Here is a 24,556-nt window from a genome sequence, read left to right as displayed (position 1 = left end):
GCACGTAACCGGCCGAACTATTGTCGGTGTCCTATGCGGATTTGTGACAACGCAGACTCTTTGTCGCATCTTTTCAGCTTCGCGATCGTTGTCGACGATCACATTTGCGCAAACGCATTGCTCGAATGAAAATGCACTGTTCATCGCGCGCGAGTTGTTGCAACACAGTGTGTTCACGCGTCACACTTGTCCCGCCACCATGCCAATCGATCGCGAAGCTCTCTATTTCATTGCATCTTACGGCGCGCTTTGCGTGCTGTGCTGCACCGTGGCGCTGATCGATCTGCGCCATGGCATCATTCCCGATTGGCTGAATCTTGCGATCGTGGCACTCGGGCTTGCACATGTCGTCATCACTGAAAGCACGACAGCCGCGTTCAGTGCGATGGCGATCGCCGCTCTCGTCGGCGCCCTGTTCTTTCTGTTGCAGCGCCTCTACTTCGCCTTGCGGCATGTGGACGGCTTGGGACTGGGCGACGTCAAGTTTCTTGCCGCCGCAACGATCTGGGTCGGCGCGGCGGGAATTCCGACCTTGCTGCTGATCGCGGCGCTCGCAGCACTTGCTGTCGCCGGCAGCCTGCAACTCGCAGGACACGAGATGAAGCGCCAGACGTCGATCCCGTTCGGTCCTTTTCTTGCGCTTGGTCTTCTCCTGACGCCGGCCCTGCAAAGCTGGCTGGGATTGAACTAGCGCGGGATCACCGCTGGATCCGCGCAGCCAACGGCCTCCTGTCGGTACTGACCGGAACGAGGCGGACATCGCCGCTCTGCTCGGTGCCCGGCTGGGGCAATGTGAGCACGGCATCGTGCTCGTCTTTCTGCATCGTGACTTCGCGTCCGCTGATGGCTCGCAGCTTCCATCCCTGGAAATCGTCGCCGAGCTTCAGCCGCAATGCGGTCTTGTTTGCTTGGTCGAGAAATATCCCGAAGCTTTCATCGTCTCCCGCGATCGTGCCGACGAGCGATAGCGGCGGCGGCTCGAGCGCGACCTTGCGTGGCGGCGGCAATGGCTTGCTGACTTCCGGTTCCGCAACGACGGCAGGCGGCGGCCGCCGCGACGGCGAGAACACCGGGCGGTCGCGGGTGTTGGACAGCGTCTTGAGCGGAATGCCCCACAGCGGATTTGCGCTGAGCGGCCGGGGCGTCGGCGCAGGCGAAGGCGCCACCCGGACCGATGTCACCGGTTCGGACGGCGAGGGTGAACTCAGCACCGGCCCACCCAGACGGGTATCGTCGAGCATCCCGGCATCCAGTGCATCGCCGGATGGGTCAGGCACCGCAGCCAGCGCCGAATAGGCCGACACCGCCAACAGCACGATGGTTGCAGCGAAGCGTCGCATCATTTGGCTCCTCGCCATTGTCCGGATACGCCGAGCAGCACGCGCAGCTTGCCGGGATCGGCGCCCTTCGCCGCCTCGTCGGCGACGGGTTGCACGACCAATTGGTCGATGAACAGGAACGGCATGCCGGCTTCGAGATCGTAGAGCACCTGCTGCAACTGCGCCTGTTCGATCTCGCTGCTCGCGACCATGCTGATGAAGCCGGCCTTGGCCGGCGCGTTGGGAACGTCGAGCTGCGTCGACAACACATTGCCGCCGGCCTTGATCACCGCGCCCGACACGCGCTGCAGCAGCGTGGCGCCGGCAACCGTGACGGTCGCCCCCTCGAGGTAGGCAGAACCGGTCGGCATGGGGGACTGACCGGGCGCAGTATTCGCCTTGGACCGTCCCTCCAGCTGTTCCAGCATTCCGGCCGATGCCGCAACATCGCTGCGCAGGCCGATGATATCCGAGAGCGACGAGATGACGACGAAGAGCAGCAGCACGAACAGGCCGAGATAGCTCGCGGTCGCGACCAGTGGCGAAGTGCTGACGGCTGTCAGCGATCGGGATGCTGCGCTCATGAGCCGGACCCAAAGAAAGCGGATATATTGGCCTCGACATGGAACCGCTCCGCCGATTCATTCGCGGCGCGGGTCGTCGGCGCGAAGAACGTCGCGCGGGTGAATTGCGGCGACTGTTCCAGCAGGCGGATCAGGGATGGCGCATCCTGGGTCAGTCCCACCACCTGCACCTTGTTGCCCTCGATGCGGAGCTCCGTCACATAGGTCGTGTCGGGCAGGACGCGCGAGATCGCCTCCAGAACCATGACGCTCGACGGCGTCGTCTGCTTGCGCTTGGCGAGCAGGCCGAGACCGGACGAGTCGCCATTGGCATCGAGACGCAGCGCGGCGCGGCGCTGCGAGATGCGGTGTTGCAGGTCCTCCTGCTCGGATTGCAGCCATCCGCCGAGATAGACGTTGAGCAGCAGGGACACCGCGGCCGCAGCCGCCGTCGAGATCAGACCGATGCGCAACAGGCGCGGAACCGCAGGTCCGGCAAGACCGCGCAGCGATCTGTCGAGCAGCGTCACCTGCTGCGGGGCGCCGTCGCCGCCAACGGCCGGCACCGAGACCGCAACGGTGGCGGCGCCGAGCATCCTGGCCATCCGGATCAGCGGATCGACCTTGGTCGCCGCGGTCGCACTGAACGCGACTTCGATACGGTCGTTGGAGATCGGCCGCGGCGCCCCCCAGCCAAAGACCGCATCGGCGGCGGTCCATGGCGTCAGCCGGTCGACCTGCGCGCGGATCATGCCACCGAGGAAGTCGCCCGCCTGGCTCGGGAAATCGAGCACGCGGCTGACGACGTGATCAGATCGCAATCGCACCTCGATGCGGCTGCCGTCGAACGCGGTCTTCCACTCTGTTGACAGCGGAGGCTGCGGCGCATCGTGATCGAGCCGGAACGAAACCGGAGCCGACGGCGAGCCATCTCTCGCCGTGGTGGCGCGGGCTGTGAACGTGCCGTCGGCATTTTCGTCGAGCTCGATGCTGCGCCGGCGCATGAACCTACCCGCAACGCCGTCGACGGCAGTCGCGACCGCGCCGATCCATTGCTCGAACCATTGCCGTGCTTCGGTGAGTATTGCCATCAACCTCTCCTCCGCGGCAGAACCGTGCTTCGCGGCTCGACATCGTTCTGCCAGGACAACACACGATATGGTTCGACCTTGTCGCCGAGCGCAATCACCGCTTCAGACGTGGTGCGGTGACCGTTGCGGAACCGGATCGAGATTGCGATCCGGTAGCATGGACTCTGCGCAGTCGATGCCGCAGTTTGCGGGTTCGGCGCCTGCGATCCGGCACTGAGGCCGCCGTTCGGCGAGGGAGCAGGCGCGCCGAAGCCGTCCTGCTGCTTCCCCGATGCCTTATCCACGGCAAGAGCGACTTCCGGCGCGGCGATGGCCGGATCGACATCCGGACTGCCGTTGAACACCGTCACGAACGGCAACACACGATCGACGAAGGCTTCGGGAATTCCGGCGACCAGCGCCAGCTCGTTGACATGGGTGAACAGCCCCTGCCGCGGCGAATAGCCGAGCGCGTTGTAGCGCGCGGCCTCCACATTCTCGCTGCCCGGCACCGGCCGGGTTCGCCAGCCGACGATCCGGTCGACGTATTCGCTGGCCGCGTCCTTCCGGGCGCCGAGCACGACAAAGAGGCCGATCAGCATTTCCTTCGACGCGTAGTTCAGGTCAACGCGGCCGGCCTCCGACATGAAGGAGACAGCGACGCTGGCGTCGTCCAGCCCGAAATGAAACGCCCCGTACTGCGGCCGCGTTTTCTCATCCGTCAGCGTCAGCTGATAGGCGGTGAGCTCGAGCCCGGCCGACACCAGCGCCTCGGTCTGCAACGACAGGTCGCTGGCCGCCAACGCGCGCGCCGACGCGGCAAGATAGGCCGAGAAGATGATCGCCAGCGACGATAGCGCGAGCAGGATCCAGAGCACCGCAACGATGACGAAGCCGCGATTGGGCGGCGATCGGCCGAGATTGCCGGATGCCGCCATCACGTCTTCCCCTGATCGGTGGCACCGTCGGAACTTTGCTTGTCGCCGCAATTGCCGTCCGGCTTGGTGCAGTCGCTCGGAATCTGCACATGGACCGGGGCGATGGTCGAAACCGACAGGATGCGCTGGCTCGCCGCGTCACGCACGGTCAACCGGATCATCGCCGGGAGCTTGTTGGCATCCTTCCACACGCTCTTCCAGGCGCGGTCAGGACCGGCATAGGCGAACGACAGGCGATAGGGTGCGCGCAGCAGCACGACGGGGCTGCCGAGATGCACCTGCTCCGACAGCGACACCCCGTCGGCCAGCGGCGTGAAGCGCGCCTGCGAACGAACCGTGACGAACTCGTTGCGATCCCGGGTTTCACCAAGATGCACCACGTCGAGCCCCGGCCCCGCATTCGGCCCCACCGACGTGCGCACGAACGTGACCGACAATTCCGATCCGTCGAACAGCGGCTTGTGGGTATCGCGGTTGGCGGCAACGAACTCCGCCGCGGCGAGATCGGCGCCGATCCGTTCCAGCGCGATCCCGATCAATTCGCTGCGCTGGATCCGGTCGAGCCCCCGGTTCCAGCTCGGCAGCCATTGCGCGGTGATGCTGGCGAGCGCCGATAGCAACAGCCCCATCAGCGCCAGCGCGACGATCGTCTCGATCAGCGTAAAGCCACGCTCGCCCGTTCGCTGTGCTGTCCTTGCCGGGGTCATTCCGCTGACCTCGGCATCAGGCGCACGGTGCGAATGTCGGACAACGCACCGCCCGGCGACTTGACGCGAATTCGTACCAGCTCAGGCGCCCAGGGCACGTTGCCCTCGGGCACCGTCCAGTCGCCACCGAGCGGACTGACCTCGATGGTCCAGCGGTAGCCCTCCGCCTGCCCCGTCGACGTGCCCGACTGCAGTTCGGCGCGCGGCGGAATGCCGACCGTCATCAAAGTGCGCACCGCCTGCATCAGCGCGACGTGCTGCTCCATGGCCCGGACGCCGCGCGTCTTGACGCCCATGACCGCGCCGATCGCAACGATCGAGACAGCCACCAGCGCCAGCGCCACCAGCACCTCGATGATGGTGAACCCCGCATCAGCGCGGTTAGTTGGCGGCGACGTCGCGAGCAACGATTTCAACCCTTCCGGTGAGCCAGTTGACGCGGACCTCATATCCTGCATCGAGCCGCGTCAGCGCGATGGAGCCGCCGCAGGAACCGCCGTTGGCGAAGAAGCGGATAGTCGACAGTGCGGCGCGGCGCTGACAGCTCTGCGGCAGCACCGCATCGAACCGCACGTCATCGGGGATTCGCACCGTCATGCGTGACGCGCCGGAGTGGATCACCCGGCTCGCCGCATCGACCAGCGTCGCAACGCTTGTGCTGCGCTCGATGGCGGCGTTGCGATCGGCTTTCAGCAGCGTTGCCGTCTGCAATGCATAGGCCTGCAAGCGCGATCGCGAGGTCTGGTGCGGAATGAACGGGAGCAGCACGGCCGCCAGCAGCGCGATGATGGCAAGCACGCACACCATCTCGAGCAGGGTAAAGCCTCGCTGCGTCGCCTCGTTCATGCTCGCCATGCATCCTATTGGTCGTTGTTGGCGGCTGTGGTCTTTTCGAGCGAGATGTCGGCCGAGGTGCCGCTGCCGCCCTCCTGACCGTCGGAGCCATAGGAGACGATGTCATACGGCCCGTGTTCGCCGGGCGAACGATAGAGATAGGGATGGTTCCAAGGATCGTTCGGAACGTTGCCGCCCTTCAGATAGGGGCCGTTCCAGGCGGCGACGCCCGGCGTGCGCCGGACCAGCGCGGCAAGTCCCTCCGCCGTGGACGGGAAGCGCCCGGCGTCGAGGTAGAACAGATCGAGCGCGCTGGAGAAGCTCTGCAACTGGATGCGCGCGGTCTTGACCTTGGATTCGCTGAGATAGTTGAGCACGCGCGGCCCGATCAACCCCATGATGAGGCCGATGATCGCGATCACCACCAGCATCTCGACCAGCGTGAAGCCTTCTTGCCCCGAACGCCCTGGCTGTCGTGAGCGCGCCGGATCGCGTCCCGCTCGCATGGAGAATGTTTCGATGATCGTGCTGCGCGATATCATGACCGATGACCCCTGCTCTAACCGACTAGTTGCGTGACCGAGAGCAGCGCCGTCATCACCGATACGATCAGTCCGCCGACGACGGTGCTGATCGTGATGATCGCCAGTGGACCCACGATACCGACGACACGGTCCAGGCTGCGCTGCAATTTTGCTTCGTAGAATTCCGCGACCCGCCCGGCCAGCACCGGCAGCTGCCCGGTCTCTTCACCGAGCCGCAGCATGCGGACCGCCATCGGCGGAAGGCTGTCCGCCACGGCGAGCGCGTCCGACAATTTTCCGCCATGGCGGACACGGTCGGCGGCGGCGGTCCAGTTCGCCCCGCTCCCGGTCACCGCCATGATGTCGACGAGAATGCGCAACGCGGCCGTGAGGTTGACGCCGCTGCCGAGCAGGACGCCCAGATTGCGGCAGAACAGGCTCGCGCGATAGAACTGGAAGGCGCTGCTGATGCCGGGCACCCGCGAGATCCCGCTGACCAGCGCGGCGCGCACGCGCGCCTGCCGCAGCAGCCACCATGCGAGCGCAATCGTGGCTGCACTGATCAGGCTCGCCGCCGTGGCATTGGCCCGCAGGAAATCCGACACCGCGATGAAGCTGGCGAGCGCCGTATCCGACTTGCCGCCGAAATCGCCCAGCACGGTCGAGAATTGCGGCAGCACGAACAGCAGGAAGAACAGCATCACGCCGGATGCAGCGACCAGCACGAAGGCCGGATATTGCATGGCGTCGGTCAGCTTGCGTCGCATCTGCTCGGAACGCGCGCGCTCGGTCCCCAGCATCTCGAGCACCGAGTCGAGCGTGCCGGAGATTTCCCCCACCCGGACCAGGGCGATGTACATCGGCTGGAATAGGGTCGGATGATCGGCCACCGCGTCGGCAAAGCTCTCGCCGGTGAGCAGAGCTGCGCGGATCTTGGCCACCACCGGACGCATCCGGCCGACATCGGCGTCGCCGGACAGCAGCTCCAGCGCGTCGTCGAGACGTGCGCCGGCCTTGAGCAGAAGGGCGAGATCGCGGGTGAAGGTGGTGACCTCGGCGGCACTCGGCCCGCCGAACAGGCTGCGGCCACCGGTGGCGCCGGATGCGCGCTTGTCCTCGGTGGTCTCGATCGGCAGCAGCTTGAGATATTCGATCCGCCGCGCCACCTCAGCCGCCGTCGGAGCCGAGATCGTGCCGTTCACGATCTCGCCGGCCTGGGTCAAAGCGCGATAGCGATAATTCGGCACGGCGTCACCGCACCGTTGCAACGCGGAGGATCTCGGCGGGCGAGGTCAATCCGGCGCGGCATTTGGCAACCCCGTCATCGAGCATCGTGGTCATGCCCGCCCGGATCGCCATCGTATCGATCTTCATTCCGTCGGTTCGCTCTCCGATCAGTTCGCGCAGCTCGCTGGATAGTTCGAGTAGCTCGAACACGCCGAGACGGCCGCGATAACCGGTCCCGCCGCAACGTTCGCAGCCGCATGGCTCCTGAATGATCTCCCCTTCCCGGAACCCGAGTGCGGCGAGCCGGGGATCCTCGGTGAAATCGGCCGTTGCCAGCGGCCGCGCCGTCTTGCAGCGCTCGCACAATTGCCGGACAAGGCGCTGCGCGATCACGCCGCGCAATACCGAACGCAGCAGATAGCCTTCGACCCCGAGGTCGAGCAGGCGCGGCACCGCGGCAGCCGCGGTCTCGGTGTGCAGCGTCGTCAGCACCAGATGCCCGGTCAGCGCCGCATGCACCGCGACATGCGCGGTCTCGGAGTCGCGGATTTCACCGACCATGATGACATCAGGGTCCTGACGAACGAAGGACCGCAGCGCGGTGGCGAAGGTCAGGCCGATCGCGGGCTTGACCTGGGACTGGTTGACGCCGGGGATCTCGTATTCGACCGGATCCTCGATCGTCAGAATCTTGCGGCTGGGCTCATTGAGGATCGAGAGGATCGTCGCCAGCGTCGTGGTCTTGCCGCTGCCGGTCGGCCCCGTGATCACGACCATACCGTACGGTAACTTCAGCAGCCGCCGCAGCTTGGCTTCGTCATTCTCCGAGAATCCCAGCTTTTCGACAACCAGCAGGCCGCGATCCTTGGGCAGGATGCGGATGACGGCGGATTCGCCGTGTTGCATCGGCATGATCGCGACGCGGATATCGATGTCGGTGCGCCCGACCCGCAGCCGCGCCGCACCGTCCTGCGGCAGACGGCGCTCGGCGATGTTGAGATTGGCGATGATCTTGATGCGGGAGACCACCGCCTGTGGCAGCACCCCCGACAGCGCCGCGACCGGCCGCAGCAGGCCATCGATGCGCAAGCGCACCATGAGGCCGGCGGCAAACGGCTCGATATGGATGTCGCTGGCGCGCAGCTCGACGGCCTTCTCGATCAGATCGTTGAGCGCGCGCACCACCGGCGCACCGCTGGCGAGATCGCGCAGGCTCTCGATGTCGTCCTCGCGGGGCAGCGTCGCCGCCGTATCGGCGGTCTCGGCCTCCTCGGCGCTGGAAGAGTTGTCCAGCGCGATGGCGACATCTTCCGACGATGCCACCTTCATGTTGATCCCGGCGCCAAGCACGATCTGCGCCGCCCGCAGCGTCGCCTGGTCGGTCGGGTCGACGACCGCGAGGACAGTGGTCCCATCGGCCGCCCGGCATGGATAGACCATGGTCTCGCGCAGGAAACGCGGCGAGAACGCCGCGACCAGCGGTTCGGCCGAGGTCATCTCCTGAAGCGTCAGGCGGCCGAGCGCGAAGAAGCGCGCGGCTTCGTCGGCGAATTCGGTCGGCGAGAGACTGGTGATCTCCCACAGTTTCAATTGCCTGACGTCAGCGCCCTGCGCGCTCCGCTCAGGCGATCCGTCGATCGGCGCCAGGTGATTGTTCTGACGAAGATAGTCCACGAACCGAATGGACAGGTCGTTGGCCATTCTCGATATCCCGCCACACTATCCCGGATCAGTCCGTGCCATCCGCCCTCGCGTTCGGGCTCCCGGCAATTCTGCGGTTATCGATCCGAAGTGTGACAGCTGTGCGAAGTCACATCGTTCGCCTCGCTCAAGAAACCTTGACGTGGCATCGCGGACACGGCCGCGAGCCGGCTGCACAGTTGTGATGCGATGGACGGGTCGCGAACGCCGATCATGTAACCAATTTATTTCTGTCATGTTCGATCGCTAAGAGTCCCAGCGGGGTAGGACCGATCGTCGCAAGCCGTCGAAATTTCAGTTAGTCAGAGCGAAGGGCCTTCATGCAACGCGTAGGCACAGTGGGCCGCTGCCCGACGATCCGCGGCGGCCTGGCAGCCATTTTTGCCCTGACGTCACTGGGGTTGCTGGCGTCCTGCAATTCCGCGACGGTCGGCGAGAGCGTGGACGCGTCCCAGGTCGACGTCACCGACAAGGTGCGATCGCTCGATCTCTTGCCGCGCCAGCCGCAACCGGTGAGCGGGCTGGCGGCGACGGGCGGCGGCCAGGGCGGCAGCGTCCGCGCGGCGATGTATGAGGGAAGCGAAGTGACTGCCGTGGCCGACGCGCGGCCGCAGCCGGCCTCGAACGGCAATGGCTTCGATCTGAATTTCGAGAGCACGCCGGTTGCGACCGTCGCCAAGGTCGTGCTCGGCGACATCCTGCATGTCGGATACACCATCGACCCGCGGGTGCAGGGCACGGTGAGCCTGGTGTCGGTCCGACCGGTGCCGAAATCCGACATGGTCTTCGTGCTCGAAAACGCGCTTCGCCTGAGCGGCGTGGTGCTGCTGAAAGATACCGCGGGCTATCGCCTGACGCCGCTCGGCGACGCCGTCGGCGGCGGCCGCGTCGATGCCGCGGCGGCCAATCCCGAACCCGGATTCGGCATCTCGGTGGTCCCCCTGCAATATGTGTCGGCGCAGACCCTGCTGAAGCTGACCGACAGCTTCGCCACCAGGGCGGGGTCGATCCGCGCCGACACGACGCGCAATCTGCTTCTGATCCAGGGCACCGGCGCCGAGCGCCGCACCGCCGTCGACACCGTGCTCAGCTTCGACGTCGACTGGATGCGCGGCCAATCGGTCGGCATCTTCCCGATCTCGAGCGGCTCGCCCGCGCCCGTCATCGCCGAGCTGGAGAAGATCGTCGATTCCGGCGAGAACGGCCTCAGCCAGAACGTCATCAAGTTCATGCCGATTGCACGCCTCAACGCGGTGCTGGTGGTGACCAAGAAGCCGGACATGCTGCACACGGCGGCGACCTGGATCAAGCGCCTCGACCGCAACGACACCGCGCGCACCTCGGTCCATGTCTACCGCGTCAAATACGGCGACGCGCGCCAGATCGCGCGGGTTCTGACCGACATGTTCCTCGGCGGATCGTCCGGCAACCTGCTCGACAGCGCCGACAGCCAGCTCGCGCCCGGCTCCGGCACCTCGTCGACCTCGAGCGTCGCCGACCGTCTGTCGGCGAACGGCAACTCGGGCTCGAACTCGAACAGCTTTGCCTCGCGAGGCACGTCAGGGACAGGCGCAATGGGCCAGGGCCTCGGCCAGGGATTTGGCGCCGGCGGGCAAGCGAACAATCCCAATCAGGGCCAGGGCAACAACGCCGCGCTGGATAGCGGACGCGGCGCAGGCTCGGGCAACGGCCAGCCCGTCATGCAGGACGTGCGGATCACGGCCGATGTCGTGAACAACAATCTGCTGATCTATGCCGACCAGGCCAACTACCGCATCATCGAGGCGACGCTGCAGCAGATCGACGAGCCGCAGCTCCAGGTCGCGATCGATGCGACGATCGCCGAAGTCACGCTCAACAACACTTTGTCCTATGGCGTGCAAACTTACCTCACCAGCCGGAACCTCGGCTTGAAGCCGAACACCGGCTCGATCCTCGGCACCCAAGCCACCACCGCGCCCGCAACCACCACGGACGCGACCACCGGCGCCGTCTCCGTCGCAGGCTCGGTCACCAATGCCTTCATCAACCGCGCCTTCCCGGGCTTCAACTTCCTGATCGGATCCGAGACGCAGCCGAGCCTGATCCTGGATGCGCTGCATGCCGTCACCAGCGTCAAGGTGCTCTCCAATCCGTCGCTGGTCGTGATCAACAACCAGGTCGCGACGCTGCAGGTCGGTGACGTCGTCCCGGTGTCGACCGGCAGCGCGACGGTGCTGACCGGGAGCAACACGGTGGTCAACACCATCGACTATCGCAACACCGGCATCATCCTGCGGGTCTCGCCGCGGGTCAGCGTGAACGGCACCGTGCGGCTCGATGTCGAGCAGGAGATCAGCAACGTTCCGCAGACCAGCGCGAACAGCCTGACCCCGACGGTGTCGGAGCGGAGGGTCAAGAGCCAGATCGCAGTCGCCAACGGCCAGACCGTGCTGCTGGCGGGCCTGATCAGCGAACAGCAGAGCGGCAACCGCAATGCGCTTCCCGTGCTTGACCAGATTCCCGGCCTCGGTGATGCCTTCGGACATCAGAGCAACGGCACCCAGCGCACCGAGCTGATCATCTTCATTCGCCCGCAGATCATCCGCAACGGTTCCGACGCCCAGATCGTGGCCGAGGAGCTGCGATCGAAATTGCGCGGCACCATCGCAACAACATCGACCAATGCGCCGATCACCACCACCTACCACTGAGCCGGGCCGCACGGTGCGCCCCGTGCTCACGCAACGGACCGCCCTCTGCGCCTCGCTTGCAGTCGCGCTTTGGGGCATGGCCGCGTCCGCTGCGAGCGCCGACAGCGTTGCGCGCGGAACGGCCGCCTTCCATCGCGGCGACTATGTCAGGGCCTCCCGGGAGCTCGCGCCGGCCGCCGAGCGCGACAACCCAAGGGCCCTCGGCCTGCTCGGCTTCATGTACGAGCACGGCTTCGGCGTCCCGCAGGCCTATGATGCCGCCGCCGACCTCTACTATCGCGGCGCGGTGCAGGGCGATCCGTTCGCGCAAGCCATGCTCGGCCTGATGTACGACAAGGGCCACGGCGTTCCGAACGACTATGTGCTGGCCTACAAATGGCTCAATCTGGCGGCGGCCCGCACCGGCGGGCGGCAGCGCGATGCCTATCTCCGATTCCGCGATGCGGTTGCTTCAAAGCTCTCGAGGAATGAGATCGTCGCCGGTCAACGGTTTGCATTGGGATGGGTCCACGGCCGGCCGGCGCCGGACGTGCGCCTGACGGTCAAGTAATCGCCGACCGCGTAAGCCGGGGCTGCGCACAAGGCGCTGGCGATTCCGGGAAAGCGACATTTGCATCGTGCTGTCGCTTCCCCCGGCCACGCTGCCTCGCGCATCACCTGCCCGACGAGCCCGTCGTCGCGTCGCCGAGCCCGATGACCTGGAACGCGCTGTTCTCGTTGTAGCTCTGCTTTTCGCGCGGTTTGCGCTGCTGCTCCGGCGGGTCCTGCGGCGGGCTCCCGTCACCGCCGCCATAGCCGAGCACTTCGACGATCACGACCGACGGCTGGTCGTTGTTCTTTGGCGGCGGCGCCGCGGCCTGCTGGCTGGCGGCGGTCGTATTTGACGCTGATGTCAGCGCCCCGACCGGCGGCCCCTGCACCGTCGGGATGCCGGTCGAGGTGCCCTGCACCTGGATGTTGGCGGCGTTGACCACCTGCAGCGCGGCGAGATTGACGTTGCCCGACACACGGATGCCGGCTTCGCCCGCATCGATGGTGCCGAGCGGCGCGATCAGGTCGATATTGCCGGGCGGGACTTCCGGAATCGGATTGAGCGTCGCGATACCCGCGCCCGTCGAGGGCACGGTCGGCGATAGCGTGACAGCGCCGTAGTTATCGTAGGTGCGCTTGGGCGGGGTAAAGATCGTCGTGGTCTTCGAGCCGCGGCCGGCGTTGATGTCGCCGGTCGCCGACCACGCCAGGATGTTGCCGCCGAACGTCGTCATGATGCGGCTCTGGCCAAGCAGTACGCTGCCGAGCGAATAGATATCGATATCGCCCTGCCCTTGCGTGATCAGGCCCGCACCGGCACCCGGCGTCACGCCCTCCACGCCGATGATCGTCTGCCCGCCCGGATTGAGGATCTGTATGCCGCCGCCGGACTGGGTGTTGATCCCGGCGTCGCTGGTCACAGGAACGGTGGCGCCATTGACCGTCGTCGAGCCGGTGACGCTGCTGAACATCGTGATCTTGCCCGAATACACCACCGGATCGCCTTGGGCATTCTGATCCGGGAACAGCGCGGCAATCGCCTGACGACCGCGCAAATAGCTTCTGTGGCGGCTGCTGTCCCCGTTGTTGTACTCGCGGCCGCTTTCCCTCAATTCGGTGTAATAGACCTGCCGGACGAAGACGCCCTGCTGCTCGACCGGCAAGGTCAGGAAGAAAGCAAGCGCATCTGCCTTCGTGCCGGTGAATACGTAGGCCTGGCCGTCTTGCGAATAGTTCCGGCTCGGCGAGAACCGCTCGCGCAGCCAGTCGTAGAGTTCGTCAGCATAGGTCTTTGCCACCTTGCCGCTGCCGGCGAGCGGCGTGCCGTCACCGGGAAGCTGGTTGGCGGCGTTGAAATACAGCTTGGCAAAGTCGGTGTAGTCAGGGCCGCCGGCGCCGACGCCGGCAATCGTGACGATGCCGGCACCGCCCGCGGTGTTGGACTGATTGACGATATCGCCCACGCTGAGCAGCGAGCCGTAATAGCCTTGGTACAGGTTGCGGCCGGCTTGCACTTGAAGCAGGCCAGGACCCAGAATATTGGCCGACTGAAAGAAGATGTCGCGGCCGGCCTGCATCAGCGAAATGTCGTTCGGTCCGGTGTTCAGGAACACACTGGGCACGGGACCGGTGCCGACGATATCGCGGCCGGCAATGACCTCGAAGGGCTTGGCAGCGGTATACCAGGTGCTGTGGGTGGGATAGAAATACTTGCCCCGATCGGGGTTCTGGGCCAGCGCCTGGCCGAGAGTGAGGTCGACGATGTCGATGCCCGCGTAGGCCAGCGCAGGCCGATCATCCGCTGCATGCAGATTGGAGACGAGCGTGTCCTCGCCGAAGGTGATTGGGCTGATGGGATTGATCCGATTTGCGGCATTCGCCCACGCGTTGCTGCTCCCGGAGCCGCCTGTGCCGGTCGAAAACACGGGATTGAACGGCGTCGCCAGCGTGCTCATGTCCGCACCCGACATCGCCACGACCTGGCTCGTCCCGAAGATTGACTCGGCTGCGAGCAGTTCAAGCTGGCCGAACGGCGACGGCATCAGTTCGATTGTCGGCGCCCCGCCGCCGGGTCCAGGCTCCGCAAACCGGATGTCGCCGTTGGCGGCCGCGACGATCAGCGTTCCCGGAAAGAAACCTGTGCCGCTGGACGAGATTCCATTCAGTACGGCCGCATCACCGCCCGCGGCGTAAAGATTGATCGCGGTCGCCGGCGTCCACAATGTGAAGTTCGCTTGCCCGCCGCTAAAGCGTGATGTGGTACCGTCCGCGTTGCGCATCGTATACGCTATGCCATTCAGATCGACCGATGCCGCCATGCCGGCGTCACCCGCGCCGCCAAGCACGAGGTCGCCGCGCGTAATAATGCTGACACTGCCGTCACCCGGCATGACCAGTGGCCCCGGTGTCTTGAGCGAGCGCTTGAAGACGTTGGGATCAACGGCGCGCGGATCGTACGAAACCAGATAGGATCCCCAGTTGTTCGGGGCCAGTGCGCCGACGGACCCGGCACTGACGATGGTATCGCCACGCAGGTTGGTGAACGAGCCGAAATAGTCTGGCGCCTGACCCTGACCGTCGGGCGTTGTCGGCACCACCGGATTGAGTCCGCCGCCGATCTTCACGACCAGATTGCCGCCACCAGTCTGCACCAGCGTGCCGTTCGGCAGAACACGGCCGGTCGAGGCGACCGCCAGATCAAGGGCGGTCGAGCCATTACCCGTCACGCCGGCATTGCCGCCCGCGATCACGGTCAGGTTGCCGCCACCGAGCGTGCCGATACCCTGGAAGCCGATGAGCTGTCGGTTGTTGCTCCACGCGCCGGTCTTTGCGAGCCCGCCGAAATTGATCCACCACGCGGCCGGGTCGGCAGAGGCGCCACCACCTTGCAGCCGGAGCCAGTTGGCGGTGACATTGGAGTCGACGTAGCGGGTGTTGTTGTCCGCGATCTGGATATTGCCGGTGATATCCCCTTGCGCGGTGAGCAGAAGGTCGCCGCCATGCTCGGTGTACCATGCGTGTGAATTGCCGCTGCTGGTGACACCGACAAGATCGTAGGGATTGCTGCCGTCGGCCGCCAGGATCGGCGCCGCCTGCGTGCCGGCTGTATAGACGCCATAAGGCGTGGCCTCGCTGAAGCTTCTGCCGGCCGACAGGTCGAGACTGCCGGTGCCGGTGCGCAGCACGCTAAAGAACGAACCGTTCAGCGACGCATTGTAGGCAGGATCGCTCAGCGTCAGGTTACCGCGCCCGTTCAGCGCCGACGTCGTCTGCAGCGCGCGCTGGTCGGCAGCTGCGAGGTCTGCGCCGGCGACGATGCGGATCGATGCGGACAGCGAGCCCGGCGCGAGCATCTGAGCTCCAGCCGCGGTGGCTGCAGCCGCAGGAATTGCAGGAGCTGTCACAACTGCGACAGTCGGCATGTTGCCGGGCTCAAACGCGAACCCATAGCTGTTGCTGGCGCTCAGTATTGTACCGGCAGCAATCGTATCTCCGGGGTTGTAGGAGTTGTTATTGGTATCGACCAGCGGGCCCCAGTAGTTGTTGATCCACCAAATGTAGAAGTCGTCGTTCGGAACCGTCCAACTGCTCACGACGTAAACGTCAGTCTGACCGTCGTACCAGTAGCTGTAGCCGCTGAATGAGCGCTGCGTGAAGTACCGGCTGTTGGTAACGTCGAAGATCCTGATGCTCGCCGGCGCTCCCGGTGATGATTTGAATCCGTCCGAGATGCTCCCCTTGACTGTCACATCGCCGCCAGCGCGGATCACAAGCGCCATCGGCTCGCCGGCGCCGTACGTTGCCGAGTTCGGATCACGATCGGCACCCACGCCGTAGCGATACTTTGCAAGATCGATATCGCCCGAGGTCGAGAGGTCTCCGCTCGACGTGATCTGGACGCCCGGCCGCAGATGGTAGGCGCTGCCATACGCGAACAGGCCTGCGACACGCGCCGCCAGTCCCGCGTTACCCAACGCGGCGTTGATGAACGTCGTGCTGGCGGTGTCGTAGCCGTCGAGTGTCGTCTGGGTGATGGTGCTGCCGCCCGGCAGATCATAAGTCCAGAACGCGTTGAGCGCGATGCTGTAGGCGCCTTTGATGTTGAGCGGACTTGCTGCGTTGATCGCGATATCGCCCGAGGTCTCGCCGGTGCGCTGCGCGTTCAGCACCACGTCGCCATAGGCGATGCCGTTCGGCGTCGTGAGATCCATGGTTGCGCCTGACGACAGGGTGAGCGCACCGCCCGCCGCGGTCAGTTCGATATGGCCGCGGTTCCTCGCCTCGATCGGCTGACCGTAGCTGTCGACCTGCAGCACCGTGCCATGAGCATCGAGCACGCTGCTCGATGCGAGCGTCAAACCGTTGCCGGCCGAGAGCCGGATCGTGCCGGGTGCGGCGCCGGATGCATCGATGGCGCCGACGATGGACAGGCTGCCGCTGTCGGTGGCGATCGTGACATTGCTGGCCTTGACGCCGTCGCCGACGACGAGATCGCCGTTCCTGATGTCGAAGCCGCGCGCATCGAAGAAGCCGCCTTGGGTCAAGAGCGCATTGAGCGCGGCGAAATCCGAACTGGACAGCCGGCCGGCGGTGACGCTGAAATCGCCGCTCGCGTAGCCATTTGTTGCCGCCCCGTTGAGCGCACCGCCGAGCGTGACCGGTCCATTCGCCGCCGCGATGCTGATCGACCCGGCACCGGCGTTGGCCGCGGAGACATCGATCACGGAGCCGGCAAGCTGCGTCAGACCACCCTGCGCGCTGTTGAAGATCGCCGTGCCGCCGAACCCGTAGACGGTCGCTCGCTGGATCGTGGACGGTTGACCGCTGAGATCGATGCGGCTTGCACCGTCGAGCACGATATCGCCGGTCGCATTAACGACGAGCTTGCCGCTCGGCAGCAAGATCGTCGTGCCGATAGCAATGCTGTCACCGGTCAGGTCGATCTCGGCGCCGGCCACCGTCGACTTGGCGAGGCTCGGCGCCGCGCCCACGGGCGCAACGACATCGAGCGCGCCGCCCGCTGAATAGGCCATGATCGACTTCTGCACGCCGGTCAGAATCGGCGTCGCCAGCGTCAGGTTGCCGCCGCTGCCGCTCTGGCCGAATACGGCGCCAGCATCGAAGCTCGGCGACTGATAGACGAACAGCTTGCTGTTGCCGGCCGAGACGATCCTGGAATTGCCGGTGATGTTGACGCTGCCGAAGCCGTAGATCACACGGCTCGCGGTCGAGGCATCGAGCGATGCGAACCGGCCGAAGTCGATCTCGTTGGCGACGAGATTAAGGATACCGGCTCCGGTTCCCGGCCCGCCTGCGGCGACGGCCGGCGGCGTGGCGCCGCTGATACCGTTCCAGGTGATCCTGTCGGCTGCGATGGTCGATTGATCGCCGGCCCCGCCGTAGCCATAGATCGCCGACGTGTTCAGCACCAGGTCGACACCGCTGCCGGTGGCATCCAGCCCCGCACTGCCGAACAGATTGATGGAGTTCGCCGCAGCCAGCGTGATGGTCTTCAGCGCGGGCGCGCGATGCAGCGGATCGCCATGGAGAAGCGTGTTGAACAGCGCCTGATCGAACAGCAACCCGGCCGCTGCGGCTGCCGCGCTGACCGTCGCGGCGTCGCCGATATTGATCGTGCCGACCGCGAGCGCGATGTTGCTCGATCCGAAATGGGCGGTCGGATCGATCGCGGAAGCGCCGTTGGTGACGAACGCCAGCGTCCCTTCGGAATAGAGCGACGAGCCGGCGCCGATCGTGATGGAGCCGTTGCCGACATTCGAGGGCAGGAAGTTGATGTTACCATTGGACAGCGCCAGCACAGTGAACTGGCTGACCGCATAGCTCATGCCAGTGGACACGGAATCGAACGGAACTGCGCCCTGTCCGATGGTACTGAGCGTCACGCCATTACCGACGTTGATATTGTTGCCGATAAAGAACATCTCCCCGGCGGAAAGGGAGACGCCATCGCGGATGAAAAGATCATGACCGTAGGGCTGATTAAGGAACAGCGTGCCATTCGAGACGAAGACGGTTCCGTTGACCAGGAGGCGCGGCGCCTTGAGCGCATTGAGATCGGCAGCGCCGACCGAGGAACCAGAAAAACCTTGGGTCGGCGCGTCAGCATAGATTTCACCGACATTCAGCAACGCCACCTGGCCGGCGCTACCGCCCGGCGCGCCCTGAAACAGCGCCGTTCCGTCGAAGGTGAGCGCGGCTCCAATCGAGGTTGACCCCGGCATCTCGAACATGATCTGGAGCGTCTTGCCGTCGCTAGGCAGCAGCGGACGCACGCCGCCGAATTGCGCCACGTTGGCAAGCAGGAAATCGCTGTAATTCTGCTCGTTGAATTGCGAGTATTTGCGGACGGAGGTACCCGCGGTGATCAGCGCCGTGACCGGCAGGCTGCCCTTGATCGCGGTGTTGGCGACGCCGGTGGTGACCGAAGCGGCGTAGGTGCCATTGCCGATTGTGATGGGGTTGCCAACCGGCGTCGTGGTGCTGGCCCCGAGTTCCACGCGGTATGCGCCGGGCAGCAGCGCGTAATTGGACGGCAACAGCGTATACGTCCCGGCCGGCAGCCCTGGGACGCCGGCTGGCACGGTGATCTGCTGGCCAATCGCGGGATCACCGGCGCCGTTTTCGGGTGCGACCGGCGCGTAACCTGAACCGTAGCCGGGGAGGATGGCGTAGACCTTGTCGCTCGCCTTGCTGACGGGGGTAGCGGGGTTGGCGTTGACGAGCGGCGTATTGATCACATTGACCGAGCCGCCGCGTCCGGAGACGAAGCCCGCACCGGCGAGGGTGCCACCGCCCGACATATCGAGGATCGCGCCGCTCGCGACGCTGATCGACTGCCCATCCAGAATGATGCCGGACTGCGACCCGTTACTGTTGAAATTGGTCAGGCTGATCGCACGAACAGCGCTGCCGTTGTACGTGTAGGTGACGCCGTCGATCGTGCCGCCATAGGGGATGGTCAGGCCAGCCATCGAGACGGAAGTCACGCTGCCGGGCAAAACATCAATATGCGGCGTGTAGACCGGCCAGCCCAGGCCGAAGGTCAAAAGCCCGAGCGGCGCGCGGACGATGCCGCCCTGCTCGATCACCGGCGCTTGGAACGCGAGCTGGCCGAACGCGGAGAACGGTGTATCCGGAATGGTGGCGGTGGTGCGTCCGATAGTGAGCGTCGTCGTGGGATCGGAATTTCCACTGCCAGCGATGACGGTGGCAACGGAGTTGGTCGCGGGATAGATCTGTGCGGCAAGAAGATCGAGATTTCCGCTGGTCGACAGCTGGGTCGCGACCACCCCGGGCATCGACAGGAAGCGGATGTCGCCCTGGCTGACCAGCTTGGTGGTCAGGAATCCCGGCGCGTACATGTTGTTCGGCGAACGCGCCGAAAATCCGATAAGGCCCTGGATGTCGATCTGGTTCGCGTCAGCCTCGAACGTCGCCGTGGTCGGCAAGGCCGCGCCGCCGGGATTGCGGATGCTGCCGCTGACGGTCCCATCGGGGACATTGGCCGTCGCTTCACGAAACAGGATGCAGGGCGCTGACACCTTCACGCTGCCAGCCGTGGCCGGCATCGAGGGATCGACCGGTCCGGTCACCGGAGCTCCCGACGTGAACGCTGCCGCGGTCAGCGTCAGGCTGCGGCCCAGCGCCAGCGACACATTGCCCGAGAACTGCATGTAGTCGCCGGAGGTGAGCGTCAGGCCGTCGAACCCGCCGGCCTTCACCATGTCGGCGCTCACCGTGGCCTGACCGAACGCAAGATGCGACGCGCCCATGCCCGGGGCGATATCGTCCGGCAGCGCGGAGTCCTGACGCGCCTGCACCACGGTCATCAGGCTTGGAACGATGACATTGGCCGGCGCCTGGCCGTTGGGGAAGGAATTCCCGTCGAAGGTCGGCGTGGTGAGCGCGATCGAGAGGCTGCCACCGGAAGCATTGCCTCCGCCGGAGAAGGCGTGGATGTCGCCGTCGAGATAGAGGCCGCTCTGCGACGCCAGCGTGATGGCGCCGCCATTCGTTGTTATCGCTTGCAGCCGGCTCGACGCTGCGGCACCGCCGGCCGCGAGATCGATTGCGACCTGCGTGCCGTCGGCATTGAGTTCGGCGCCCGGGCGCAAGATCACGAAGGCGCCCCCGCCGTTGATGGTGATCGAGCCGCCGTCGGTCGCCCGTCCGAAGCTGCGTCCAGCGACATCGGACGTCTGGTAGGCCAGACCCGAGACGTCGAGCTTGGCGGCAGAACCGACCCAGATCGACACGCCGCGGCCATTGCCGTTCAGATCGAAGTTACGCGCCGCCTCAGCCGTCGAACTGTAGGCATCGTTGACCAGATTGATGCTGCCGCCATGCGCGGTGAGACTGCCGAACACGTTGATCTGACCGAAGGCATCGAGCGTGATGCTCTGGCCCGGATCGACGCTGACCGAGGCGCCGTCACCAACCACGATCGCCCCGCCGCTCACGAGCGGACCGGTGCCGGACTTGATGAGCGAACGCAGCGTGAGACTCACGCCGCCGCGCTGGGCGATCGTGGCCTTGACCGGATCCGCGATGTACAGCGGCGGCGTCCACAGCGTCAACGTCGACGACGGGTCGCTGCCGGTAGCTACCGCATAGCTGTTCGCCGTGAACCGGTAGACCGGCATCGCGGCCGCAACCACGGTGTTGTTGGCAACCACAACACCCAGGCCGCCGTTGATGTCGTAATTCGAGAAGCCGGCGGTGAAGAACGAATACTGCAGCGACGGCGCAGGCTCGATCGCCACGGTTTGCGGCAACACCGCCGCGGTCGGAATGATCGAGCCGACCGGGTAGGTCATGGGCGTGGAGTAGATCGTTCCAGCGGCATAGGTGACCTGGTAAGGCTGGACCGGAAGTCCATTCGGAAAGACGTTTGACGGAACCACGGTGCCGGCAGGAATCTTTGAATTGCCTGCCCAGCTCGTGATGGTCGAACCGGCTGGTACGATTGACGACCCGCACGGCCAACTGCCGTAACAACCGTTGGCCCCACCGCTCGTTGCCCACACCAATAGCCCGGCCGGAACCTGCCAATCCGCCCCGGTCGGTCCGCTCGGCAACGTGTCGCTCAGCGTCACATCGGAGAGCAGCGGCGTATCGTAGGTCATCGTGGTGAGGGTCAGCGTCAGCGCAGCCGGCAATGGCTGCCCCGCGGGAATGGTCAAGGCCTGCTTGAGCTTCACCGCAGCCGGCGCCGGCATGCCGGCCGGCAAGATGCCACCAGCCAATTCGGCGTTGTCGCCGATCAGGATGTTGCCGGGCGTCGAGATCGTCAGCGTGCCGCCGCCCGTGACGCCCCAGGCGCGGATCGTCCCGTCGAGAACGAGATTCCCATTGCCCGGCGTTCCGGCATCCTGCTGGGTATTGCCCGCGATAATCGTGACGTTGCCACCCTTGCCGCCTTGCGTCTTGCCGTTGGCAAGAACGGCTCCGCCGGAGGACACGTCGATCACGCTGCCGGCCGCGAGCGTGACATTCTGAAGGGAATTCAAGGTGACGTTGCCACCGTCGAGGAAGCCGAGGCCCGACGCGCTGTTCGGATTCGTCAGTGCGTTGACCCACAGGCCGCGCATATCGACGACGGCGCCGGACTCCAGCGTCAGCGCCGCGCCTCCAGCCGCGTTCGTCAGCGTGACGGTGCCGTTTGCACCGTTGAGAATGTTGCTGATCGTGACGCTGCCGGACCGCGCAGTGATGCCGGCCGCGACATCGACAGTCGGAGCGATCAGCTTGACCTGCGCGCCCGATGAGAATTGCAGCGGCGCATCGATCGCGATCTTGCTGGCCGTGTTGATGTTGAGGCCGCCGAGGCCAAAGCTGTTGAGCGTCGGTGCGTCGAAATAGGCCGTGTTGACGCGACCGGCCGGCAGCGCCGAGGTCGGGTCCAGGCCGCCGGCGACCGGCGCAACGTTGCCGAACGACACATCGGTGGTGTAGGCGCCGGCAAGGCCATAGCTGTCATACCGCCCGAGTGCCAGCGTGCCGGCGAGCGGCACGCTGTTCTGCGTCAGCTTGTAGCCGTCGGTGACGCCAGCCGGACGCTTGGTGACCTGCTGCTCGCCATCGATCACATTGGCGAGGATCGCGCCCTCGAACACCGAGGTCGGCGTCGCGAGTACGAGACTGCCTGCGTCGCGGCCTACGGTGTAGCCGTTCTCCCAGCGCGAGCTGCCTTTGCCGAACGGACTGAGATAGACCTCGACGACGTTCCAGTGCGCGTGATTGACGATGAAGCCGTTTGCCACCGCGACATAGGTCAGGTTGGCCGGAGCATCGTCGGCGCTGTAGATGCGGCCGTCATTGCCGAGCAGCAGCGTCTGCCGCACGTAGCCGCTTTGATACTGCACCGCTCCGCCGGAGATGTTGAAGATCGAGCCGCGCTGCGCCACCACCTCCGGCGCCGACAGGGTGATGGTGCCGCCCACCGCGGTCCATTCGCCGATCTTGTGGCCGGTGTTGTTGAGATAGCCCGAGACCTCGAGCAATCCGCCCGCGGTGTAGTAACGGTCCGTCGCATAGCCGCCGGTGCCGGCCGGCACCAGGGTCAGGTCGCGGGCGTCGATCCACATGTTGCTGTTGATGAGCGTGCCGCTGTCACGGTTCTGCGGGCTGTCGCGCAGCTCGTTGCCCTGGACGTTGACCTTGATCGAATTGGCCGACACCGGCAGCACGGTGCCGGTGGTGCCGGAGACGTCGATGACCGATCCGCTTTCGGCGAACACGCGCTTGCCGGCGGAGGCCGTCACCTGGCCGCCCTGCGCCATGGTCAGCGAGCCATTCCTGAAATCGATGGTGCCGCCGGTGACGATCTCGATGCGCGACTGATCGGGCCGATCGGACAGTGTCGAGAGGTTGTTGAACTGGCCGGTCGCCAGCAGATTCGGCTTAGCCGCGGCGATGAGGGCATCGCGCTGCGAATTGAGCGCGGTCACGCTCGGATCGATGCCGGACACCAGCCCGGCCGCCGCATCGGTCTCCGGCAGGATCAGGCTGATGCCGTTACCGGTCAGCGTGACGCTGCCCGTGGTGTCGGACGCCGCGTTGAGCAGATGGATGGTGCCGCGCTGATTGACCGAGGTGGTGGAGAGCAGGATGCCATCCTGGGTGACGGCATGGCCGGCGAGCGTGATATCGCCCTGCTGGGCGAGGACGAGACCTGTGTTGGTGACGGTCCCGCTGCCGCTCCTGGGATAGAGCACCGGCGCGATCTCGTTGCCGCGCGTGGTCGAGTTCTGGTTGGTGTTGGTGCCGTAGCCGGCACGCAGGATGAAATCGTCGCCGGCCGCGAACTGGGTCTGCCCTTTCGGCGTGGTGATAGCGCCGGCATTGTCGACCTCGGTGCCCATCAGCAGCACGAAGCCGCCGCCCGCCGTGACCGAGGACGGCGCATTGGTGGTGATCAGCGCGCCGCTCTCGACCACGATCTTGCCGCCGGCGCCGGTGAAGCTCGGCAGATACTTGGTGCCGCTCTGGGTCGAATAGATGCCGTTGGCGAGGAATTGGCTGTCGGCGATATTGGCGCTGGACGCGATCAGCGAGCCGACATTGATCTGGCTCGCGCCGCCGAAGATGATGCCGTTCTGGTTGATCACCAGCACCTGCCCCGGCGCGGTGATGCGGCCGAGGATCTGACTCGGTCCGGCATTGCCCACCACGCGATTGAGCGCGGTCCAGTTGCTGGCCTGCTGGTTGAAGTTGAGGGTGGTCTGGCTGCCGACGTTGAAGCTCTGCCAGTTGAGGATCGCCTGCGGCGCGGTCTGATTGACGGTGACCGTGGTCTGGCCGCCACTTGCGGCCTGGCTCGGCAGGGCGGCACCTTGCCAGAGGCTCGAACCGGGCACGGCGCCCGGCGCAACCTGAAGCCCGCCCGGCGCGAGGCCGTTCGGCACCGCCACCTGCGGCAACGTCGTCGATCGCTGCGAGGCGGCGGCCGCGTTGCGTGCGGCGGACTGCGCGGCCTGCAACGCCTGGATGGCCTGGGTCGCCCGCGTTAGCGCGCCCTGGCTTTGCCTCGCGACGTCGGTGGCCTGCTGGGCCGCGGCAGCTGCGGCATCGCTGGCGATCGCCGGCGCCGAGTTCGTCGTTGCGAAATTGCCGAATGGACGCGCGGATGCGCCCTCAAGCCCGCCCAGCAACAGCGCCAGCGTGCTTGTTCCCGCGAGCAGCATCGAGCGGGATGCCAATCGGATCCGCTGCCGCGACGGAAACGGCGCGACCCGATGCGGATCGAGGCGGGGACGACGGGCAACGCGCTGACGAGACGGCATGGGATGTCCCCTGGGAACAACGGACGGAAAGATGCGCGGATCGGATCCGCGCAGGCGCTCGTCACACGGCTTGACCGTATGCCAGGCTTCTCGTCTCCAAGGACGCCATTTGATCGGCGGGACCGAACGACAAAATCGCGGGCT

Annotated in this window: 14 protein-coding genes; 3 read left to right on the top strand and 11 right to left on the bottom strand. The window is 65.6% G+C overall.

Annotated features, from left to right (window positions below):
- Positions 1-199 precede the first annotated feature (199 nt).
- Positions 200-691, top strand: a complete 492-nt coding sequence (locus ACVW1C_RS23945) for a prepilin peptidase (protein WP_456760509.1) — start codon at positions 200-202, stop codon at positions 689-691.
- A 7-nt stretch (positions 692-698) separates the two neighbouring features.
- Here ACVW1C_RS23945 and ACVW1C_RS23940 read toward each other — a convergent pair whose 3' ends face one another.
- From ACVW1C_RS23940 to ACVW1C_RS23895, 10 genes are read right to left on the bottom strand one after another with little or no spacing between them, the layout of a single operon-like run.
- Positions 699-1,340, bottom strand: a complete 642-nt coding sequence (locus tag ACVW1C_RS23940; protein ID WP_456760508.1) for a hypothetical protein — start codon at positions 1,338-1,340, stop codon at positions 699-701.
- Positions 1,340-1,903, bottom strand: a complete 564-nt coding sequence (gene gspM, locus ACVW1C_RS23935) for a type II secretion system protein GspM (protein WP_224944000.1) — start codon at positions 1,901-1,903, stop codon at positions 1,340-1,342. Before gspM ends, ACVW1C_RS23940 begins: the two co-directional genes overlap by 1 nt.
- Positions 1,900-2,973, bottom strand: a complete 1,074-nt coding sequence (locus tag ACVW1C_RS23930) for a PilN domain-containing protein (protein ID WP_456760507.1) — start codon at positions 2,971-2,973, stop codon at positions 1,900-1,902. Before ACVW1C_RS23930 ends, gspM begins: the two co-directional genes overlap by 4 nt.
- Positions 2,973-3,890, bottom strand: a complete 918-nt coding sequence (locus tag ACVW1C_RS23925; protein WP_456760506.1) for a general secretion pathway protein GspK — start codon at positions 3,888-3,890, stop codon at positions 2,973-2,975. The genes ACVW1C_RS23930 and ACVW1C_RS23925 overlap by 1 nt, the downstream gene beginning before the upstream one ends.
- The gene (locus tag ACVW1C_RS23920; RefSeq protein ID WP_456760505.1) at positions 3,890-4,597 is read right to left on the bottom strand and encodes a PulJ/GspJ family protein; all 708 of its coding nucleotides are present in this window, start codon (positions 4,595-4,597) and stop codon (positions 3,890-3,892) included. The genes ACVW1C_RS23925 and ACVW1C_RS23920 overlap by 1 nt, the downstream gene beginning before the upstream one ends.
- Positions 4,594-5,004, bottom strand: a complete 411-nt coding sequence (locus ACVW1C_RS23915) for a prepilin-type N-terminal cleavage/methylation domain-containing protein (RefSeq protein ID WP_456760504.1) — start codon at positions 5,002-5,004, stop codon at positions 4,594-4,596. Before ACVW1C_RS23915 ends, ACVW1C_RS23920 begins: the two co-directional genes overlap by 4 nt.
- Positions 4,979-5,443, bottom strand: coding sequence for a type II secretion system protein (locus ACVW1C_RS23910; RefSeq protein WP_106323207.1), 465 nt, complete (start codon positions 5,441-5,443; stop codon positions 4,979-4,981). Before ACVW1C_RS23910 ends, ACVW1C_RS23915 begins: the two co-directional genes overlap by 26 nt.
- A gap of 14 nt (positions 5,444-5,457) precedes the next feature.
- The gene (gspG, locus tag ACVW1C_RS23905) at positions 5,458-5,937 is read right to left on the bottom strand and encodes a type II secretion system major pseudopilin GspG (RefSeq protein WP_456763156.1); all 480 of its coding nucleotides are present in this window, start codon (positions 5,935-5,937) and stop codon (positions 5,458-5,460) included.
- A 53-nt stretch (positions 5,938-5,990) separates the two neighbouring features.
- The gene (locus tag ACVW1C_RS23900; protein ID WP_456760503.1) at positions 5,991-7,202 is read right to left on the bottom strand and encodes a type II secretion system F family protein; all 1,212 of its coding nucleotides are present in this window, start codon (positions 7,200-7,202) and stop codon (positions 5,991-5,993) included.
- 4 nt (positions 7,203-7,206) lie between these two features.
- The gene (locus ACVW1C_RS23895) at positions 7,207-8,883 is read right to left on the bottom strand and encodes a GspE/PulE family protein (protein ID WP_456760502.1); all 1,677 of its coding nucleotides are present in this window, start codon (positions 8,881-8,883) and stop codon (positions 7,207-7,209) included.
- Between the two features lie 320 nt (positions 8,884-9,203).
- On the opposite strand from ACVW1C_RS23895, the gene gspD reads away from it, so the two are divergent.
- Both gspD and ACVW1C_RS23885 read left to right on the top strand, forming a co-directional pair.
- Positions 9,204-11,576 (top strand): type II secretion system secretin GspD, encoded by a 2,373-nt coding sequence (gspD, locus tag ACVW1C_RS23890; RefSeq protein ID WP_456760501.1) that lies wholly within the window; start codon positions 9,204-9,206, stop codon positions 11,574-11,576.
- Positions 11,577-11,652: 76 nt separating this feature from the next.
- Entirely contained in the window at positions 11,653-12,126 is a 474-nt protein-coding gene (locus ACVW1C_RS23885) for a tetratricopeptide repeat protein (protein WP_456763155.1), read from the top strand.
- A gap of 103 nt (positions 12,127-12,229) precedes the next feature.
- Here the strand turns inward: ACVW1C_RS23885 and ACVW1C_RS23880 are convergent, their stop codons facing one another.
- The gene (locus ACVW1C_RS23880) at positions 12,230-24,412 is read right to left on the bottom strand and encodes a filamentous haemagglutinin family protein (RefSeq protein ID WP_456760500.1); all 12,183 of its coding nucleotides are present in this window, start codon (positions 24,410-24,412) and stop codon (positions 12,230-12,232) included.
- Between the last annotated feature and the right edge of the window lie 144 nt (positions 24,413-24,556).

It is taken from the genome of Bradyrhizobium sp. USDA 4011 (assembly GCF_054063415.1).
Note: the sequence above shows the minus strand (reverse complement) of the source record. Positions and strands in the feature narration are given on the sequence as shown.

Coding starts and splice junctions, on each gene's coding strand:
- ACVW1C_RS23910 (WP_106323207.1), bottom strand. CDS start 5,443: ATGAACGAGGCGACGCAGCGAGGCTTTACCCTGCTCGAGATGGTGTGC.
- ACVW1C_RS23895 (WP_456760502.1), bottom strand. CDS start 8,883: ATGGCCAACGACCTGTCCATTCGGTTCGTGGACTATCTTCGTCAGAAC.
- gspD (WP_456760501.1), top strand. CDS start 9,204: ATGCAACGCGTAGGCACAGTGGGCCGCTGCCCGACGATCCGCGGCGGC.
- ACVW1C_RS23920 (WP_456760505.1), bottom strand. CDS start 4,597: ATGACCCCGGCAAGGACAGCACAGCGAACGGGCGAGCGTGGCTTTACG.
- ACVW1C_RS23930 (WP_456760507.1), bottom strand. CDS start 2,973: ATGGCAATACTCACCGAAGCACGGCAATGGTTCGAGCAATGGATCGGC.
- gspG (WP_456763156.1), bottom strand. CDS start 5,937: ATGCGAGCGGGACGCGATCCGGCGCGCTCACGACAGCCAGGGCGTTCG.
- ACVW1C_RS23925 (WP_456760506.1), bottom strand. CDS start 3,890: ATGGCGGCATCCGGCAATCTCGGCCGATCGCCGCCCAATCGCGGCTTC.
- ACVW1C_RS23885 (WP_456763155.1), top strand. CDS start 11,653: ATGGCCGCGTCCGCTGCGAGCGCCGACAGCGTTGCGCGCGGAACGGCC.
- ACVW1C_RS23945 (WP_456760509.1), top strand. CDS start 200: ATGCCAATCGATCGCGAAGCTCTCTATTTCATTGCATCTTACGGCGCG.
- gspM (WP_224944000.1), bottom strand. CDS start 1,903: ATGAGCGCAGCATCCCGATCGCTGACAGCCGTCAGCACTTCGCCACTG.
- ACVW1C_RS23880 (WP_456760500.1), bottom strand. CDS start 24,412: ATGCCGTCTCGTCAGCGCGTTGCCCGTCGTCCCCGCCTCGATCCGCAT.
- ACVW1C_RS23940 (WP_456760508.1), bottom strand. CDS start 1,340: ATGCGACGCTTCGCTGCAACCATCGTGCTGTTGGCGGTGTCGGCCTAT.